Raw genomic sequence first — 15,431 nt, 5'->3', positions numbered from 1 at the left:
AGGACTGAATGGACAAGCGGAGACCTCGCGTCCCAGCCTCCCCAGAGAAGAACCGGCCCCGGCTGCGCGTGGTGGAAGACGACACCACGGAACCGGAGGCCCCGGCACCCGCCGCCCGAGAGACCGAGGAGGCGCCGCGGCCACGCGAGGCCCGGCGACCTGAACCCACAGCCGATCGCACCCCCTCGCGGCGAGACCGCATCCACCGCTTCTGGCAGTTCGCCGAAGAGGGCAACCCCTACACCACCTTCTGGCTGCTGCTCGGTTCGGCCCTGGCGCTGACCGTCTTCGGGCTGGTCATGGTGCTCTCCGCCACCGCGGTGGAGTCGGTGGGCACCGTGGATGGCGCCTACGGGGTCTTCCTGCGTCAGCTCACCTGGGCCGGGATCGGCCTGGTCGGCATGTTCGTGGTCGCGTTCATGCCGCGCGGCTGGCTCAAGAAGCTGGCCTGGCCCGCCATGGCGCTCGGCGTCCTCGGGCTGGCGCTCGTGCTCACCCCGCTGGGCTATGACGTGCAGGGCAACAGGAACTGGATCAGGATCGGCGGCTTCAACGGCCAGCCGGCCGAGCTGGCCAAGATCGCGCTCTGCCTGTGGACCGGGGTGGTGCTCGCCCGCAAGGGGCCCCGCGTGCGCGAGCTCCAGCACACCATCGTCCCGGTGCTCATGCCAGGCGCAGCGCTGATCTTCGCCTTCATCCTCTGGGGGCGTGACCTGGGAACCGCTCTGGTCTTCGGCTTCTTCCTGGCGGCCATGCTCTTCGTCTCCGGGACCAAGGCGCGCTACTTCTTCGTCGCCGGGGCCACCGGCGCCGTCGGCGCGGTGCTGCTGGCGCTGATGAGCCCGAACCGCACCGTCCGCATCCAGGCCTGGCTCGGCATCAATGACGCCTGCAGCCTGCCGCAGGACTTCTGCTACCAGTCACAGCAGGGCCTCTACGCGCTGGCCTCGGGCGGATTCTGGGGGGTCGGACTGGGCCAGTCCCGGCAGAAGTGGAACTACATCCCCGAGGCGGAGAACGACTTCATCTTCACCATCCTGGGGGAGGAGCTGGGGCTCCTCGGCGCGCTGACGGTGCTGCTGCTCTTCGCGACCCTCGCGCTGGGAATGTTCCGGGTGGCGTCGCGCTCCACCGAGACCTGGGTCAAGATCACCACGGTGGGCATCATGGCCTGGGTGATCGGGCAGACCTTCATCAACCTCGCCATGGTCACCGGCCTGCTGCCGGTGATCGGCGTGCCGCTGCCCTTCATCTCCTACGGCGGCTCCGCCCTGACCGCAAACCTCATCGCCGTCGGCGTGGTGATGAACTTCGCGCAGACCCAGCGCATCGAGGCGCGGGAACGCGCTGCCGGGTCCCGGTCCTCCGGCGGAAAGCGCGCCAAAGGGTCCAAGCGGTCCACGTCTGCGAAGGGTGCCGGCGTGAAGTCCCGCCGGAAACCTGCAACAGTATGATTCGCGCACCATGGCCCCATCGGCCGCACAGGCCGCACCGAGCTTCAGGAGTATGAGACACAGATGAGCACACCTTCAGTGGTTCTCGCCGGCGGCGGGACCGCCGGACACGTCAGCCCGCTGCTGGCGGTGGCACGCGCCGTCGAACGCCTCGTCCCTGACGCCCGGCTGAGCATCATCGGCACCGCCGCAGGACTGGAGACCCGGCTCGTGCCCGAGGCCGGCTACCGGCTGCGCACCATCGAGAAGGTGCCCATGCCGCGGCGGCCCACCCGCGACATGCTGCACTTCCCCGCGCGCTTCGGCCAGGCCGTCCGCGACGCCGCCGAGATCCTGCGCAGCGAAGAGGCTGATGTGGTGATGGGAGTCGGTGGATACGTCTGCACCCCGGTGTACGTGGCCGCCCGGCGGCTGGGCATCCCCGTGGTGCTGCATGAGGCGAATGCGCGCCCGGGTCTGGCGAACAAGCTCGGCCACCGCTTCGCGGCCTTCACCGGGGTGGCCTTCGAAGGCACGCCGCTCAAGGGCGCCGAGTGGGTCGGCATGCCCATGTCCCGGGAGATCTCCCAGCTGGACCGGCGCTCCGCCCGTTCAGAGGCTCTGCAGAGCCTCGGCCTGGACCCGGAGAAGGTGACCCTCGTGGTCACCGGCGGCTCCTCGGGGGCACTCTCGCTGAATCGTTCGATCGAGGACTCCCTGAACGACGTGGTGGGCACCGGCGCCCAGCTGCTGCACCTGACCGGGCGCGACAAGGCCATCACCGACGACTCCGGGACGCTTCTCGAGCTGCCCGGGTACCACCAGCGCGAGTACCTGGACGGGATGCAGCTGGCATACGCCGCCGCCGATCTGATCATCGCCCGCGCCGGCGCTGCCACCGTCAGCGAGGTGGCGGCGGTCGGGCTTCCCGCCGTGTTCGTCCCGCTGCCCGTGGGCAACGGCGAGCAGGAGCTCAACGCCCGCGAGCTCGTCGCCGCCGGAGGCGCGCTGCTGGTCAAGGACGAGCACTTCAACAAGTCCTGGATCCGTCGCAACATCCTCCCGCTGCTCGAGGACCGGAGCCTGCTGGAGACCATGGAGCAGCAGTCGGCTTCGCGCGGCATCACCGACGCCGATGAGCGCATGGCCCGCGCCACGCTGCGCGCTGCAGGTCACGAGCTCGACGATGCGGAGGCCGGTCAGTGACGTCTCCGCGCACGCATGCCGCCGAGTCGCCGAACGGGCCCTCCGAGGTCGCCGCGCGCCTCGGACACGTCCATTTCCTCGGGTTGGCCGGAGTCGGCGTCTCCGCCGTCGCACGCCTGATGGCTGCCGACGGGGTGCCCATCTCCGGCACCGACGCCAAGGAGCTTCCGGTGCTCGAAGAGTTCCGCCGGGCCGGCGCCGCCGTCCACGTGGGCTACAGGGCCGAGAACCTCGCCGAGGCCGAGCACCAGATCGGGCGACCCATCAGCACCGTGATCGCCTCCTCCATCGCGGCCGCGGGCAATCCTGAATACGATGAGGCGGTGCGCCGCGGTCTGCCGATCCTGCACCGCTCCGAGGGTCTGGCCGCACTGATGCGGTCCCGCCGCGCCGTGGCCGTGGCAGGCACGCACGGGAAGACCACGACCTCCTCGATGGCCACCGTGCTCCTGGAGCAGGCAGGGCTCTCGCCCACCTTCGCCGTGGGCGCCAATGTTGCGGGCATGGGGGTCAACGCCGCGCTGGGATCCGGGGAGTGGTTCATCGCCGAGGCTGACGAGTCCGACGGCTCGCTGCTGAACTACGCGCCCGAGATCGGCGTGGTGACCAATGTGGAGCCCGATCATCTGGATCACTACGGCACTGCGGAAGCCGTGGAGCAGGTCTTCGTCGATTTCACCGAGCGCATCAGCGACGGCGGCCACCTGGTCCTCTGCGCGGATGACCCCGGGGCGCGCACGCTCTTGGACACGGTGCGTGCACCGCTGACCGCGCGCGGAGTCAGCATCACCAGCTACGGGACCGCCGACCAGGCAGATCTTCGGCTCTCCGAACTCGCCCCTGACGGAGGGATGGTCTCCACGGGGTCAGCTTCGGCGCCTCTGCGCCTGGGCGTGCCAGGTCTGCACAACCAGCTCAACGCGCTGGCCGCGATCGCCGTAGGCCTGCATGCCGGGCTCAGCCTGGAGACCAGCGTCGAGGCTGTCTCCCATTTCCAGGGAACCTCCCGGCGCTTCGAGCTGCGAGGTGAGTTCGACGGCGTGCGCGTGTACGACGACTACGCCCACCACCCCACGGAGGTCTCCGCGGTGCTGGCGGCTGCCCGGTCCTCGCTCACCGGGCCCGGGGCACGGGTGCATGCGATCTTCCAGCCACATCTGTTCAGCCGCACCGCTGCCTTCGCCGAGGAGTTCGGCCAGGCCCTGACTGCGGCCGACACCGTCGCCGTGCTGGAGATCTACCCGGCCCGAGAGGAGCCGATCGAAGGTGTCACCGCCGAGCTGCTGGGACATCCCGTGCTCAGCGCCGCCGACGCCGTGGCGGCCGTGGTCGGTGCGGCCGAGCCAGGTGACATGATCATGACCTTGGGAGCGGGAGATGTGACCGCGCTCGGTGCCGATGTACTCGCTGCCCTTCAGGCGCTGCGATGAGGATGCGGTTCCGCCGCACCGCCGCACCGGGCGAGGACCGAGAGACCACGCAGACCGCGGCCGCCCATGCCGTACCCGGCGAGGATCAGACCGAGACGCCGCTGGATTTTCCCGAGCCGGCAGCTGTCACCAGCCGACGACGACGCCGCCGCAGAGCCCTGACGGGTCTGATCGCACTGGCGGTGCTGCTGGGACTCGTGGCGATGCTCTACTTCTCGCCGCTGCTGGCGCTGCGCAGCATCACCGTGGAGGACAACGACCTGGTCACCGACGCGCGCGCCCAGGAGCTGCTCGAACCCCTGGGCGGCACGCCGCTGCCCCAGGTCAGCGAGGCCGACGTGAGCACGCTGCTGCAGGATGAGCTTGCTGTCGCCGAGGTCGTCGTCGCGGCGGAGCTGCCCGCAGGACTTCAGGTCCGGGTGATCGAACACCCGCCCGTGGCGGAGGTCCGCGTGGGGGAGGAGATCCACTTCTACAGCCAGCAGGGCGAGGTGATCAGAGTCTTCGAGGGCTCGGAGCTCCCGGACGCCGAGGGCTATGCCACTCCCGAGATTTCCGCGGAGGCCGCGCTGCAGAACGAGTCGGTGTTCAGGACGATCGTCTCGGTGCTGGGTCAGCTGCCCGAGGGCGCCCGCGACGAGCTGGACTCGGCCACCGCGGAGTCACGCGACAGCGTGCAGCTGGAGCTTGCGGACGGACGCACCGTGGTCTGGGGCAGCGACGACCGCGGAGCCGAGAAGGCGACGGTCCTCGAGGCGATCCTCAGCTCGGACGCGGAGGACTTCGACTCTGCCGATGTCCTCGACATCTCCACTCCGAGCGCGCCGGTGACGCGGTAGCCGTGCCCGACGCGTAGGGTGAGAGGAACGAACGGACCCACCGTGGCCGGTCCTCACCCGAGGTCCTCTCAGGTTCAAGTAAAGCTTGAACGTTGCTGTGGGTTCGCAGGCAACAGAACAATGTCTTAGGTACGGAGGCTCCCGTCCGCTTCAAGAGCCGCTGCGACGTCTCGGACTGCCGCCCATGACCGAACCGATGTACCCGCGAATGACATCGGCACGATCAGGCGGTCTGCGACGGGTGAAGACAGTGAGGAGTCGCGCTGCGGCTCCTGGGGCGACGGGGGCCTTCGTGCATCTGAGACCAGAGACGAGCAAGGGACACACAACGTGGCATCACCCAATAACTACCTGGCCGTGATCAAGGTCGTCGGCATCGGTGGCGGCGGCGTCAACGCCGTCAATCGCATGATCGATGTCGGTCTGCGTGGCGTTGAATTCATCGCCATCAACACTGACGCCCAGGCACTGCTCATGAGCGACGCCGACGTGAAGCTCGACGTGGGGCGTGAGCTGACCCGTGGACTGGGCGCCGGTGCCAACCCGGAGGTCGGCCGACAGGCCGCAGAGGATCACTCCGAGGAGATCGAAGAGGTCATTCGCGGCGCCGACATGGTGTTCGTCACGGCCGGCGAAGGCGGCGGCACCGGAACCGGCGGCGCCCCCGTGGTGGCTCGTATCGCTCGTTCCCTGGGCGCTCTCACCATCGGCGTGGTCACCCGCCCCTTCACCTTCGAGGGCCGCCGTCGCGCGGGCTCCGCAGAAGAGGGCATCGAGCAGCTGCGCGACGAGGTCGACACGCTCATCGTCATCCCGAATGACCGCCTGCTCTCCATCTCAGACAAGAACGTCTCGGTGCTCGACGCCTTCCGCTCCGCCGACCAGGTGCTGCTCTCCGGCGTGCAGGGCATCACCGATCTGATCACCACTCCGGGCCTGATCAACCTTGACTTCGCCGATGTGAAGTCGGTGATGCAGGGCGCTGGTTCGGCCCTGATGGGCATCGGCTCGGCCAACGGCGAGGACCGCGCTGTGAAGGCGGCAGAGCTGGCCATCGCCTCACCGCTGCTCGAAGCCTCCATCGACGGGGCTCATGGGGTGCTGCTGTCCATCCAGGGCGGCTCTGACCTCGGACTCTTCGAGATCAACGAGGCGGCGCGGCTCGTGCAGGAGGTCGCCCACCCGGAGGCGAACATCATCTTCGGCGCGGTCATCGACGACGCACTCGGTGATGAGGCTCGCGTGACCGTGATCGCGGCAGGCTTCGACCAGGTCGACGCCACCTCACGCCCCGCGCAGCCGCTGCAGAATCAGGCCCCCGCCCGCAGCGTGGGCTCCGCAGCCCCCGCCGCCCGCACGGCACCGCCGGTCCCCGGAACAGTGCCGGGAACCGTTCCGATCGCCGCCCAGAACGCCGGATCCCAGGACACCGCTCCGCAGCAGCGGGTGGACCCCGCCCGCCGTCGTTCCGAGAACGATGAGCAGCAGGACATCCCGGACATCGTCGAGTCGGACTACAACGGGGGTCGCAACGACGACCTCGATGTGCCTGACTTCCTGAAGTGAGCCTGCCCCCCGTTCCCGCCGCGACACCCTCACCCTTCTGGTGGCGGCAGAGCACCGGTGACGGGGTGCACCTGGCCTTCACCTCGGTGGAGGCAGGAAATCTGGCCCGACACGTTGGGCCCCAGCATGATGTCGAGTCGCACCGGCTCAGACTCCAGGAGGCGATGGGCGTTCCCGCAGGGTCGCTCCGCTTCCTGGACCAGGTCCACTCGGCCCAGGTGCTCGACGCTGACGACGTCGCACCGACAGTGGCGCCTCCGCCTGACGGCGGAGCGACGACTGTCCCCACCGGTGACGCCTGGGTCTGCTCCGACGGATCCGTTCCGCTGGCGATCATGGTGGCCGACTGCCTTCCGGTCCTGCTCGTCGGTCAACGCGACCGAGACGACCCCCGGACTGCGGCGGTGACGGCCGCGGCCCACGCGGGACGTCCTGGACTTCTGGCCGGAGTCCTGGAGAACACCGTCACCGCGATGCGCGACCGCGGGGCCGTCGCGATCACCGCCTGGATCGGCCCCGGCGCCTGCGGGTCCTGCTACGAGATCCCCGACGAGATGCTCGCCGAGTACGCCACCGTTCGACCTGCCCTCGCGTCCACCACCAGCTGGGGGACCAGTGCCATGGATCTGCGCGCGGAGGCCGAGCAGGTGCTGGCTCAGGCTGGGGTCACGCTCGCCCCGCTCGCCGGCTGCACGCTGGAGGACGCCTCCCTGTTCTCGCACCGCCGCGCCCCCGGCCAGGGGCGGTTCGCCGGACTGATCTGGATGGACCCGCTGGCGCCACCCCATCGCTGAGCCCGGCTGTCTTGAGTCCGGCACTCTCGGTAGGCTTCCGATCGTGGACACCAGCGGAGAAAGTCAGAGATTGCGCAGCGCAGCGCGGCAACTCGCCGAGACAGGTGAGGACCCACGGAGCCAGGAGCTCGCGGAGAACCTCGCCTCGGTCCATGAGCGCATCGATCAGGCCGTCGAGGCGGCAGGCCGGTCGGATCGCCCCGCCCTGATCGTCGTCACGAAGTTCTTCCCGGCAGCCGATGTCGCCCGGCTCTATCGCCTCGGTGTGCGCGATGTCGGCGAGAACCGCGACCAGGAGGCCGCAGCCAAGGCCGCCGAGGTCCACGAGCTGCTCGCCGCAGGGAATTCAGCGGAACCAGCGGCTGCCGGCCAGGATCTGCACTGGCACTTCATCGGCCAGCTGCAGTCGAACAAGGCCAGGTCGGTCGTGGGCTACGCCGATCACCTGCACTCGGTGGACCGGGCATCTCTGGTCAAGGCACTCGCCAAGACCGCTGAGGCGCGTCCGAGAGCTGTGGTGACATGTCTGATCCAGGTGGACCTCCGCGACCCGCTTCCCGCCGACGCCAGGGGAGGCGCCGCTCCAGAGGACATCAGCACCCTCGCCGATGCCCTCGAGGAGGCGCCCGGGCTCAGACTGGGCGGCCTCATGGCAGTGGCCCCGCTCGAGGAGCCCCCCGCGCCGGCCTTTGCACGCCTGGCGGAGCTCTCGGCGACGCTGCGGATGCGCCGACCTGAGGCTGACATGATCTCCGCCGGTATGAGCGGAGATCTCGAGGCCGCCGTCGCGCACGGCGCGACACACCTGCGGGTTGGCAGAGATGTCCTCGGTGAGCGTCCGCTTCAGCGATAGTCTCGGAATCGCGCAGTGACATCACAACCTTCCCCCTCAGGAGAATCCTCATGGCCGGTGCCTTCAAAAAGACCATGATCTACCTCGGCCTCGCCGACGGAGACGACTACAGCGAGGACCACTTCAACAAGGAGCCCTCGAGCACGACGCAGAGCACCCAGGGTTCCCCGGCGGATTCTGCCCCGATCAGCCGCGGCGGATCCGCTTCGGCCACGTCCGTGCGCGAAGCTCCCACCTCGACCAGTGCCCCCTCGACCGCTGCAGGTCGCGGAAGCGAAGTCGTGTCACTGGGTCTAGCTTCCGAGCACACCGAGACCAGCACTCATGCAGGCCAGTACAACAGCTCCAACTTGGCGGTGGATCCGGATTACCGCGCTCCGGTGACCCCGATCAAGCGAGCTCCCTCATCCCGGGATGAAAGTTCACCGATGCGAAAAATCACCACTGTCCACCCGCGCTCCTACAACGACGCGAAGGTCATCGGGGAGTCCTTCAGGGACAGCATCCCGGTCATCATGAACGTCACGGATATGGGAGAGGCCGAGGCCAAGCGACTCGTCGACTTCTCCGCCGGACTCGTCTTCGGCATGGGTGGGTCCATCGAGCGCGTGACGAACAAGGTGTTCCTGCTCACCCCGAAGAACGTCGAGGTGCTGGCTGAAGAGCGCGCCGCCGCGGAGACTCCGTCCTCGGCCCAGTTCTTCAACCAGAGCTGAACCAAGTACTGTTTTCAGCTGTGGATCTCTTTACTGCGCCCCTGTACCTGCTGCTGACCATCTACCAGTTTGCGCTGGTGATCCGGATCATCTTCGATCTCACTCAGCAGTACGTCCGCAGCTGGCGACCCAAGGGCTTTGCGCTCATGCTCGCCGTCGGCGTGTATTCCATCACTGACCCGCCGATCCGGTGGATCCAGCGCAAGGTTCCGCCGCTGAACCTGGGCGGAGTCTCCCTGGACATGGGTTTCCTGCTGGTCTTCCTGGTCATCGTGATCGCCAAGATGGTGCTGCGCGGCTTCGCCTGAGCGCATCGCCCCCTGTGTGGCGTCGTCGAAGGTCTTCGGCTGAAAGCCCGGCTTGAAGGTTGAAGTCGAGGGCCGTCAGACGCAGTGGGTATGCTGGTCGTTGACCCAAAGACCAGCTTCACAGCTTCCCCAGCCACTCGATGAGGTGACACCGCATGGCCCTGACTCCTGACGATCTCCTGAACAAGGAATTCCCCGAGACCAAGTTCCGTCCCGGTTACGACAAGGACGAGGTCGACGACTTCCTCGACGAGGTCGTCGTCGAATGGCGACGACTGACCCAGGAGAACGAGGATCTCACCGCCAAGGTCGCGGCCCTCGAAGAACAGCTTGAGGAGAACCCCGCCAACCTCGAGCCGGACGAGCTCAAGGACGCCGGCCTCTCCGGATACGCCGGCACCAGCGCCACCATGACCGGCTCGATCGACCGGATCGGCGATGAGCAGGAGCCCAAGGCCGATTCAGCCGTCACGGCATACCCCGAGTACGAGTTGGGCACCCGTCCCGCCCAGGAGCGGCCTCAGGAGTCCGCCGGGGCAGACCACGCGGCCTCAGCCACCGGTGTGCTGGCCATGGCGCAGAAGCTCCACGACCAGTATGTCTCGGAGGGCGAGCAGACGCGCGCCGCCTACATCGCTGAGGGCGAGTCCAAGCGAGCAGAGTACCTGGCAGAAGGTGAACAGGCCCGCGAGGCCTACATCGCCGAAGGCACGCAGACCCGCGAGGCGTACATCGCTGAAGGTGAATCCACGCGCGCCGAGTACATCGCCGAGGGCGAGACTCGCCGCGATGAGCTGATCGGCGCGGCGGAGAGCACCCACGCCCAGCTGCTGGCGGAGGCCGAGCGTCGCCGCAGCGAGATCGTCACCGAGGCCGAGACGCGCGCCGAGAACATGATCGAAGAAGCCGAGCTCACCTCCACGCGCACACTCAACGCGCTGGAGCGCAAGAAGGCCGACCTCGAGTCCAAGGTCGGAGAGCTCACCAGCTTCGAACGCGACTACCGCGCCCGTCTCAAGGACTACATCGAGGGCCAGCTCGCGGACCTGAACAGCCGCGGCTCGATCGAGAAGGAAGCCACCGGCGCCTGATCCTCTCCCTGGGGTCACGGCGTTCGCAGGCCACCCGGCCTGTAGAATTCAACGGTGTCTGAACAGCCTGCTCCCGTCCATCAGCGGTCCACGCGAAACCCGTCACGCCGAACTGCCATCCTGGTGGCAGCGGCACTGGCGGTCTTCGCCTGGGCCGCTGATCAGTTAACGAAGATCTGGGTCGAGTCCACGATGACTCTGGGGGAGCAGACCGAGGTCCTTCCTCCCGTGCTCTACTGGCGCTACCACCTCAACCCCGGTGCCGCCTTCTCCATGGGCACCGACCACACCTGGATCTTCACGCTGATCATGTGTCTGGTGCTGGGGTACGTCGTCTTCAAGAGCCGCGCCCTCGGCGGCTCCTGGCTCTGGACGCTGGGGCTGGGGGGACTGGCGGGGGGAGTGGCCGGAAACCTGACGGACCGCATCTTCCGTGATCCCTCGCTGGGCGGCGAAGGACTCGCCACCTTCGGACAGGGACACGTGGTGGACTTCATCGCCGTCCCCAGCTTCGCGATCTTCAACATCGCCGATTCGTTCATCGTGTGCTCGATCATCGGCATCTGCGCGATGCTGCTGTTCGGACTGAACCTCGATGGCACCCGCGAGCAGACCAGCACACGCGGCGAGGACGAGACGCCCGCCGACCCGGCAGGCCCAGAAGAGAAGCGGGCATGACCGCGCAGGAGAGTTCCGCGCAGACCGCCGCGCAGGTCGAGGTTCCCGGCGCGCTGGACGGTTCGCGCGCCGACGCGGTGCTCGCGACGATCTTCGAGGTCTCCCGCACGGAGACCACCCAGTGGCTCAAGAATGGACTGGTCACCTGGGCGCAGGAGCGGACCCAGGGCCGCGCGGCCGGCCGAGCCGTGAAGAAGTCAGACCGGCTCCAGGCCGGAGCCCTGCTCAGCGTGCTGGTGCCCGAGTCGCACGACCCCCTGGAGGTGAGGATCGAAGCTGTGGAAGATATGTTTCTGCTGCATGAGGACGACGACATCGTCGTCGTGGACAAGCCGGTCGGTGTGGCGGCGCATCCCTCGCCAGGGTGGACCGGACCGACCGTCATAGGCGGTCTGCTGGCCGCCGGGGTGGAGATCTCCACCTCCGGAGCCCAGGAGCGCAAGGGGATCGTCCACCGGCTCGACGTCGGCACCTCCGGGGTGATGGTCGTGGCCAAGAAGGAGCGGGCCTACACCGCGCTCAAGGATGCGTTCCGGCAGCGCAGCACGAAGAAGACCTACCACGCGCTGGTCCAGGGGCTGCCGGACCCGGTGGACGGGACCATCGACGCTCCCATCGGTCGTCATCCGGGCCACGACTGGCGCTTCGCCGTGCTCGAGGGCGGCAGGGAGTCTCGCACCCACTACAAGCTCATCGAGGCATACGGGCGCGCGAGCCTGCTCGACGTGACCCTGGAGACCGGACGCACCCATCAGATCCGTGTCCATTTCTCCGCCCTGGGTCACCCCTGCGCGGGAGACCTCACCTACGGGGCAGACCCCCAGCTGGCCGTCGAACTGGGTCTCACCCGGCAATGGCTGCACGCGGTGCAGCTCGGCTTCCACCACCCCGGCACAGGGGACTGGGTCAGCTACCGCTCCGACTATCCCGCTGACCTTGCCCAGGCCCTCACACTCTTGGAGAACGGCTGACCATGGCTGCCACTGGCGACTTCGTCCACCTGCACAACCACACCGAATACTCGATGCTCGACGGGGCGGCGAAGATCGGTGAGCTCTTCGAGCAGACCCAGAACCTCGGCATGCCCGCCGTGGCCACGACCGACCATGGGTTCCTCTTCGGCGCCTACGAGTTCTGGAAGACCGCGCAGAACTACGACGTGAAGCCGATCATCGGGCTGGAGGCCTACCTCTCTCCCGGCACGCATCGCTCCGACCGCACCCGGGTGAAGTGGGGCGACGGGGTCATCGGTGAGAAGGACGTCTCCGGCGGCGGCGCCTACACCCATATGACCATGTGGGCGGAGAACACCACCGGCATGCACAACCTCTTCCGGATGGGCTCGAAGGCCTCCCTGGAGGGGTACTTCTACAAGCCGCGCATGGACCGCGAGCTGCTGCAGACCTACGGCAAGGGGATCATCGCCACCACCGGCTGTCCCTCCGGAGAGATTCAGACCAGGCTGCACCTGGGCCAATACGAGGAGGCGAAGAAGGCCGCCGCGGAGTATCAGGACCTCTTCGGGCGCGAGAACTTCTACTGCGAGCTCATGGACCACGGGCTGGACATCGAGCGGAAGGTCAAGCAGGACCTGATCAAGCTCGCCCGCGAGCTGAACATGCCCATGGTCGCGACCAACGACCTGCACTACACGCATCAGCATGACCACAAGGCCCATGGAGCGCTGCTGTGCGTGCAGTCCAACTCCACCCTGGATGATCCGAACCGGTTCAAGTTCGGCTCCGAGGAGTTCTACCTCAAGTCCGCCGCCGAGATGCGTGATCTCTTCCGCGATTTCCCCGACGCCTGCGACAACACTCTGGCCATCGCCGAGCGCTGCCAGGTCGAGTTCAACGAATCCGCCTCCTATATGCCCCGCTTCCCGGTGCCTGATGGCGAGTCCGAGGAGTCCTGGTTCGTCCAGGAGGTCGAGAAGGGTCTGCACTACCGTTTCCCGAACGGCATTCCGGACGAGGTCCGCAAGCAGGCCGAGTACGAGATCGGCGTCATCACCCAGATGGGCTTCCCGGGCTACTTCCTCGTCGTGGCCGACTTCATCACCTGGGCCAAGGAGCAGGGCATCCGAGTGGGTCCCGGACGCGGCTCGGGCCCCGGTTCGATGGTCGCCTTCGCGATGCGCATCACCGACCTCAACCCGCTGCAGCACGGGCTGATCTTCGAGCGCTTCCTGAACCCCGACCGTGTCTCCATGCCCGACTTCGACGTCGACTTCGATGACCGGCGACGCTCCGAGGTCATCCAGTATGTGGTGAACAAGTACGGCGACGAGCGTGTGGCCATGATCGTCACCTACGGCACCATCAAGTCCAAGCAGGCCCTGAAGGACTCCGCCCGCGTGATGGGCGAGCCCTTCTCCACCGGTGATCAGCTGACCAAGAAGATGCCGCCGGACGCCATGGGCAAGCCGATGCCGCTGGGTGACATCTACGAATCGAAGTCAGCTCGGTACTCCGAAGCCTCCGAGATGCGCGAGTTCCTCGACTCTGACCCGCGGATGAAGGAGATCTTCGACCTCGCCTCCGGCCTCGAGGGGCTCAAGCGCCAGTGGGGTGTGCACGCGGCCGGGGTGATCATGTCCAGCGATCCGCTGATCGACATCATCCCGATCATGAAGCGCGAGCAGGACGGCGCGATCATCACGCAGTTCGACTACCCGATCTGCGAAAACCTGGGTCTGATCAAGATGGACTTCCTGGGTCTGCGCAACCTCACGATCATCTCGGACTGTCTGGAGAACATTCAGCTCAACAAGGGCATCGAGCTCGACCTGGAGAACCTCGAGCTGACCGACCGTGCGGCGTACGACCTGCTGGCCCGAGGCGACACCTTGGGCGTCTTCCAGCTCGACGGCGGCGGCATGCGCTCGCTGCTGCGACTGATGCGCCCGGACAACTTCGAAGACATCTCCGCAGCTCTGGCGCTGTACCGCCCCGGGCCGATGGGTGCGAACTCGCACACCAACTATGCGCTGCGCAAGAACGGGCACCAGGACGTCAGCCCGATCCATCCGGAGCTGGAGGAGCCGCTGCGCGAGATCCTGGGCACCACCCACGGCCTCATCGTGTACCAGGAGCAGGTGATGGCCATCGCGCAGAAGGTGGCCGGCTACTCGCTGGGCCAGGCCGACATCCTGCGCCGCGCCATGGGCAAGAAGAAGAAGTCCGAGCTGGACAAGCAGTACGTGAACTTCTCCGGCGGCATGGAGGAGCACGGCTACTCCGCGGCGGCGATCAAGGCGCTCTGGGACGTGCTGCTTCCGTTCTCCGACTACGCCTTCAACAAGGCGCACACCGCCGCCTACGGACTCATCGCCTACTGGACCGCCTACCTCAAGGCCAACTACCCGGCCGAGTACCTGGCGGCCCTGCTCACCTCGGTGGGTGAGAACCGCGACAAGCTCGCGCTCTATCTCTCCGAGTGCCGCCGCATGGGCGTCACCGTCACCTCCCCGAGCATCAACGAATCCGCGCTGACCTTCACCCCGGTGGGCGATGACACGATCCGTTTCGGCATGGGTGCGGTGCGCAATGTGGGCTCCAACGTGGTCGCCGGCATGGTCTCGGCGCGAGAGGAGAAGGGCCCCTACGAGACCTTCGCCGACTTCCTGAAGAAGGTCCCGATGCAGGTGTGCAATAAGCGCACCATCGAATCGCTGATCAAGGCCGGTGGATTCGACGAGCTGGGTCATACCCGCCGGGCCCTGGTCACCATCCACGAACAGGCCATCGACCAGGCGATCTCGGAGAAGAAGGGCTCGCAGGCCTACGAGACCGATCTCTTCGGCAGTGCAGATATGGAGCTGGGGGATTCCCTCTCGGTCAGCGTTCCTGACCTGCCCGAATGGGAGAAGATGGACAAGCTCTCGTTCGAGCGGGAGATGCTCGGGCTCTACGTCTCGGACCACCCGCTGCAGGGACTCGAGCGCGTGCTCGCCCACCATGCCGATCGCTCCATCAGCTCGGTGATGGGTGAGGATGGACCGGCCGACGGCGCCGGCATCACCATCGCCGGAATGATCACCTCGCTGCAGCGGCGCGTCGCGAAGTCCTCGGGCAACCCCTACGCCAGGGCCGAGATCGAGGACATGGCGGGAACCATCGAGGTGATGTTCTTCGGCAAGACCTATCAGGCGGTGTCGATGATCCTCGCCGAGGACCTTGTGGTCTCGGTGAAGGGGCAGACTGATCGGCGCGAGGACGGCAGTGTGACGCTCAAGGCGATGGACGTCGTCGTGCCGGAGATCAATGAGGACGGCAACGCAGGCCCCGTGGTGGTCTCAGTCTCCGCGCAGCGCGCCTCCGAACGACTGGTCACCGAGCTGGGCAGGACGCTTCGGGCTCATCGCGGCACTTCCGACGTGCACGTGCGGCTGCTCTCCGGAGACCGCATCGAGGTCATGCGACTCGGGCACGAGTATCAGGTCAGCCCCTCGCCGGCGCTCTTCGGTGACCTGAAGGTCCTGCTCGGACCGGGGTGCCTCGAGCTGTGAGTCGGGC

Annotated in this window: 13 protein-coding genes; all 13 read left to right on the top strand. The window is 67.2% G+C overall.

From position 1 onward, the window contains the following. Positions 1–8 precede the first annotated feature (8 nt). The 13 genes from ftsW (at position 9) to dnaE (ending at position 15,424) form a co-directional block, all read left to right on the top strand. Positions 9–1,454: a putative lipid II flippase FtsW gene (gene ftsW / locus H4W26_RS03610; RefSeq protein WP_192590772.1), complete on the top strand. Its 1,446-nt coding sequence runs from the start codon at positions 9–11 to the stop codon at positions 1,452–1,454. Between the two features lie 63 nt (positions 1,455–1,517). Next, complete coding sequence (murG, locus tag H4W26_RS03605; RefSeq protein WP_192590771.1) at positions 1,518–2,639, top strand: undecaprenyldiphospho-muramoylpentapeptide beta-N-acetylglucosaminyltransferase; 1,122 nt, start codon at positions 1,518–1,520, stop codon at positions 2,637–2,639. Continuing rightward, positions 2,636–4,069 (top strand): UDP-N-acetylmuramate--L-alanine ligase, encoded by a 1,434-nt coding sequence (gene murC / locus H4W26_RS03600; protein WP_192590770.1) that lies wholly within the window; start codon positions 2,636–2,638, stop codon positions 4,067–4,069. Before murG ends, murC begins: the two co-directional genes overlap by 4 nt. Then, entirely contained in the window at positions 4,066–4,908 is an 843-nt protein-coding gene (locus tag H4W26_RS03595; RefSeq protein WP_192590769.1) for a cell division protein FtsQ/DivIB, read from the top strand. The genes murC and H4W26_RS03595 overlap by 4 nt, the downstream gene beginning before the upstream one ends. Positions 4,909–5,238: 330 nt before the next feature. Next, positions 5,239–6,474, top strand: coding sequence for a cell division protein FtsZ (gene ftsZ / locus H4W26_RS03590; protein WP_192590768.1), 1,236 nt, complete (start codon positions 5,239–5,241; stop codon positions 6,472–6,474). Next, a complete protein-coding gene (locus H4W26_RS03585; RefSeq protein WP_318779756.1) occupies positions 6,471–7,268 on the top strand; it encodes a laccase domain-containing protein in 798 nt (265 codons plus the stop codon). Before ftsZ ends, H4W26_RS03585 begins: the two co-directional genes overlap by 4 nt. Before the next feature lie 70 nt (positions 7,269–7,338). Beyond that, positions 7,339–8,121, top strand: coding sequence for a YggS family pyridoxal phosphate-dependent enzyme (locus tag H4W26_RS03580; protein ID WP_192591998.1), 783 nt, complete (start codon positions 7,339–7,341; stop codon positions 8,119–8,121). A gap of 50 nt (positions 8,122–8,171) precedes the next feature. Next, entirely contained in the window at positions 8,172–8,837 is a 666-nt protein-coding gene (gene sepF / locus H4W26_RS03575) for a cell division protein SepF (protein WP_225939581.1), read from the top strand. Between the two features lie 20 nt (positions 8,838–8,857). Next, a complete protein-coding gene (locus tag H4W26_RS03570) occupies positions 8,858–9,145 on the top strand; it encodes a YggT family protein (RefSeq protein ID WP_192590767.1) in 288 nt (95 codons plus the stop codon). Between the two features lie 155 nt (positions 9,146–9,300). Next, on the top strand, positions 9,301–10,236 hold the full coding sequence (locus H4W26_RS03565; RefSeq protein ID WP_192590766.1) for a DivIVA domain-containing protein: 936 nt from the start codon (positions 9,301–9,303) through the stop codon (positions 10,234–10,236). Positions 10,237–10,290: 54 nt separating this feature from the next. Further along, positions 10,291–10,914: a signal peptidase II gene (locus H4W26_RS03560; protein ID WP_318779755.1), complete on the top strand. Its 624-nt coding sequence runs from the start codon at positions 10,291–10,293 to the stop codon at positions 10,912–10,914. Next, a complete protein-coding gene (locus tag H4W26_RS03555) occupies positions 10,911–11,885 on the top strand; it encodes an RluA family pseudouridine synthase (RefSeq protein ID WP_192590765.1) in 975 nt (324 codons plus the stop codon). The genes H4W26_RS03560 and H4W26_RS03555 overlap by 4 nt, the downstream gene beginning before the upstream one ends. Before the next feature lie 2 nt (positions 11,886–11,887). After that, positions 11,888–15,424: a DNA polymerase III subunit alpha gene (gene dnaE, locus H4W26_RS03550; RefSeq protein ID WP_192590764.1), complete on the top strand. Its 3,537-nt coding sequence runs from the start codon at positions 11,888–11,890 to the stop codon at positions 15,422–15,424. The last annotated feature ends 7 nt before the right edge of the window (positions 15,425–15,431 follow it).

Origin of the sequence: Nesterenkonia halotolerans (genome assembly GCF_014874065.1) — a bacterium.
GTDB lineage: Bacteria > Actinomycetota > Actinomycetes > Actinomycetales > Micrococcaceae > Nesterenkonia > Nesterenkonia halotolerans.
Note: the sequence above shows the minus strand (reverse complement) of the source record. Positions and strands in the feature narration are given on the sequence as shown.